This window comes from Bacteroidota bacterium, assembly GCA_039714315.1.
In the GTDB taxonomy this organism is placed as follows: Bacteria; Bacteroidota; Bacteroidia; order Flavobacteriales; family JADGDT01; genus JADGDT01.
The window spans coordinates 1-4075 of record JBDLJM010000204.1 but is presented as its reverse complement, the minus strand read 5'-3'; the positions used below and the strand labels follow the sequence as shown (position 1 = coordinate 4075).

Annotated in this window: 3 protein-coding genes; all 3 read left to right on the top strand. The window is 36.0% G+C overall.

Going from position 1 to position 4075, the window contains the following annotated elements; all coding sequences use genetic code 11:
- Window positions 1-256 precede the first annotated feature (256 nt).
- Window positions 257-1042: a YoaP domain-containing protein gene (locus ABFR62_13385; GenBank protein MEN8139413.1), complete on the top strand. Its 786-nt coding sequence runs from the start codon at window positions 257-259 to the stop codon at window positions 1040-1042.
- 360 nt (window positions 1043-1402) lie between these two features.
- Window positions 1403-1843: a hypothetical protein gene (locus ABFR62_13380; GenBank protein ID MEN8139412.1), complete on the top strand. Its 441-nt coding sequence runs from the start codon at window positions 1403-1405 to the stop codon at window positions 1841-1843.
- Window positions 1844-2063: 220 nt separating this feature from the next.
- Complete coding sequence (locus ABFR62_13375; protein ID MEN8139411.1) at window positions 2064-4052, top strand: translation factor GTPase family protein; 1989 nt, start codon at window positions 2064-2066, stop codon at window positions 4050-4052.
- Window positions 4053-4075: the final 23 nt, after the last annotated feature.

The window sequence follows — 4075 nt, the reverse complement described above, 5'->3', positions numbered from 1 at the left end:
TAAATTTTTAGTTAGTACAATATCTGTAATTATCACTATAACCCTGTTAATTAATGTAATATTAATTAGTTTTTCAGAGTGGCGAAGGGGGCTGCCTGGCATCCTAATAATGGATAAGCTTAATGAAAAAGTGTCGCTGTACCGGTAAAGATAGGGGGTAAGTGTATGTTTTGTTGGGGATATTCCATTGTTTGTCATGCAAAAAAGATAACCTTAGCTCTAATAAATTCTTAGAGCAACTAAAAGTAAAAGAACTATGAACAACGATATTAGAATTATAGACCTTACACCGGAAAACATTGCGGATTATGGTGTATGTGGATACAAAGATGTAGTAAAACACAAAGAATTACGAAATAAAATTGAGTGGTTTAAAGAATATTATTCAAAAGGACTTAAGATAAAAGTGCTCTTATCGGAAAAAGGAGGTTATCAGGGAATGCTTGAATACCTTCCGGGAAAGTTTGCACACCGCCCTGTTAATGCAGATGGCTACATGTTTATACATTGCATCTTTGTTGGATTTATAAAAGATTTTAAGGAAAAAGGTTACGCATCTAGCTTAATTGACGAGTGTATAAAAGATGCAAAAACACAAAAAATGCTTGGAGTTTCTGTGGTAACAAGAAAGGGGGCATTTATGACTGATAATAAAATATTCTTAAAGAAAGGGTTTGAAATTGTGGATAAAACCAAACCTGATTTTGATTTATTGGCCTTTAAGTTTGACAAAGAATCAAGAAACCCGGGTTTTAAATCCGATATGCTTGACAATCTAAAGGATTATAAAAACGGATTGACAATAATACGCTCTGTACAATGCCCATATACTGAGAAAAATGTTAATGCTATTATAGAGTCAGCAAAAAGAAAATTTAATCTAACAGCTAATCTGATTGACTTGAAAGATTCGGAATCTGCTCAGAAAACACCATGTGCTTTCGGAACATTTTGTATAATCTATAACGGGGAAGTTATTAGCCATCACCCAATAAGCAATAAACGATTTGAGAATATAATGACAAAGCTGATAAGTAAGTAATTCAAAAGAATAAGCAATCAGAGGAGGGAAGAAAAGTACGAACTCACAACAATAAATAAAAAATAGGAAGGATAGCAGTAAATTAAAAGGTTGTAGCCCGCTTAAACTTCCTTGTAACTTGATAGGAATGAAGCCGGGATAGTTTACTGTTATTCCATTTAATTCAAAATAGCTATTAGATCAATTTAAATATAGTTTTCGGTTTTGATAATTTGAAACGTTACGGTATGTTTGTGGCTATTTGTAATAGATTGAATAAAATATACAAATGCAAAACGGGCTTCCGGCTCCATTTTTATACCGGATGAGTTTACTGAAAATCGAAATAGTAAGTAAAAAATAAACTAACATTTTATACGAATGAAATTTTTAAAATTAACTCAATTAGTTGTTCTTATTTCATTATTTGCAGCCTTTACATCATGCGATAAAGATGAAGAGGTCAACGAACCCAAATCAATTGAAGAACTACTGGCAGGTAAATGGATAGGTAATGAGTTTTATGAAGATGGTGTATTAAGCCAATTTAATGATATATTTAAAATGAGCTTCATTGAGTTTAAAACTGATGGTAGCGGTATTTACGAATCTCCTTTTGGTTTACAGCCTTTAATCTGGAGTTATGATAATACCACAGAAAAGTTGAGGATTGAATCCGAAGTCGTAGATGATGGTAGTGGATTTACCATTGACGCAGACATAATTGAAGGTGCCGAAATTATTAAAATTGATAATTCAACTCTTTGGTACACCTACGAATCGGATGGTGTAGTAATTGAAGAACGCTATAATAAATTTTAACCATAAAGCATTGGGCGATTTTTAATTAGTTACAATTTCGCCCACTTACTTCCCCACTGCCGCCATCCCTACCGAAAGGAAATCGCGATTGAATAGTATTGATAATTTCACATTGCTAATTGCACATTGGTATTAAGCATACTGCAATTGGTTTTTCTAACTCATATCCTTAGTTTTGCCGCATACAAAATATTCAGTTTACACTACAGAATAATAACCTATGCCTGAGAACGAAATTTTAACTATCGGAGTTTTAGCCCATGTGGATGCGGGGAAAACATCTCTTACCGAGTGCCTTTTATATAAGTCGGGGGCTACTAAATCGAGGGGTAGTGTTGATAAAGGCTCTGCCATTACCGATGGACTATCAATGGAGAAAAGCAGGGGTATTTCTATAAAAACATCAACGGTTGATTTTAGTTGGAAACAAAGACAAGTTAACATTGTGGACACTCCGGGGCACGTTGATTTTTCGGCCGAAGTTGACAGATCTTTGAATATTTTGGATATGATTATCCTTGTTGTATCGGCCAAAGAAGGAATTCAGGCTCATACCCTAAACTTATGGGAAAGGATACTCGAAAGAAAATTACCGGTATTGGTTTTTGTAAACAAAATTGATCGCGAAGGTGCCGATCCCGAGCAGGTGTTTATTGACTTCGAAAAAGATCTTGGGGCAAAGTTATTTGCTTTGAATTATGTAGATAATACTAAATCTGATATACCTGAGTTGCTTAACTTCGAAGATGCAAAAGCTTATTTTTCGTCTGCTGTAATTGAAAAATCATTTGAAAATCTAGCGGAATTTGATGAGGAGTTTTTAGAAGATTATCTGGAAGGTAAAACAGACAATCCTCAAAGTATATTAAAAAAAGCTCATTCACAGATACAGTCACAGAATCTTGCAGCTGTAATTTTTGGCAGTGCAAAATTAGATATGGGAATAGAGCAGATATTGGATGCAATTTCAACTCTGTATAATGTAAATGCTAATATTCGCAATACACCCTCGGCGAAAGTTTTTAAAGTAGAGTATGATGCAAAATTAGGTCGTCTGGCTCATATAAGATCATACGGAAGCGAGATAAAGACAAAGGATGTTCTATGGTCGCAAAATCTTGATAAAGAGTTTAAAATAAACCAGATATTTAAACCAAAACTCGGTAGCATGGAACAGACATCAGAACTGGCTGCCGGTGAAATAGGAGTTATAAGCACTTCCGATTTAGTAAACGCAGGTGATGTGATAGGAAAGGAAAGTTTTGATGAGGATTTCGATAGTCTGGGGCAGGCGGTATTGAGTGTTCAGGTTGAAGCAAGTGAAGAGAAAGATTATCAAAAACTTGGTGAAGCTATGGAAATTCTGAATATCGAAGATCCGCAACTCGACTTAATGTGGTACAAAGAAGAGCGTGAATTTCATATAAAGATACTTGGACCTATTCAAACAGAAGTTTTAAAAGACACAATTTCAACACGCTTTGGCATTGAAGCTAATTTCCTAACGCCAAAAGTTATATACAAGGAAACACCTAAGAAATCGGCCGAAGGTTTTGTGCGATACTGGATGCCTAAACCATGCTGGGCTATAATGACCTTCTTAATAGAACCGGCACCACCGGGAAGCGGTGTTACATTTACTTCGAAAGTACGCAGCAACGATGTAAGTGTTAAATACCAGAACGAAGTAAAGCGTGCTATTCCCTGGTCGTTAAGACAAGGAATAAAAGGTTGGGAAGTTACCGATATCAAAATTACATTATTAAAAGGCGAAGAGCATACAGTTCATTCAAACCCGGGCGACTTCTTACTGGCAACACCAATGGGAGTTTTACGCGGACTGGAATTAGCAGACACCGATTTGCTGGAACCAATGTATGCATTCGAAATTAAGGCAAACCAGGAAGTATTGGGGGCTATCTCGAGCGACCTTAACCAAATGATGGCTCAAATTGATGCTCCGGTATTTCAGGATGATTTCTTCACATTAAGCGGAAGAGTTTCCGTAGAAAAAGCAATGAATTACGCCATTAAGTTTAACGCCACCACTTCAGGCAAAGGCCGATTAAAACTAACAATCGATGGCTATGAAAAAACATCTACCACCGAAGAAAAGATAAGAGATTATAAAGGCGTTTCTCCCTTGGATGAATCACAATGGATTTTACACATGCGTGGTGCTTTTAAGGCTGATGAGCGGGTGAGGTAGCTCACTCAATACGAGAGATTAAT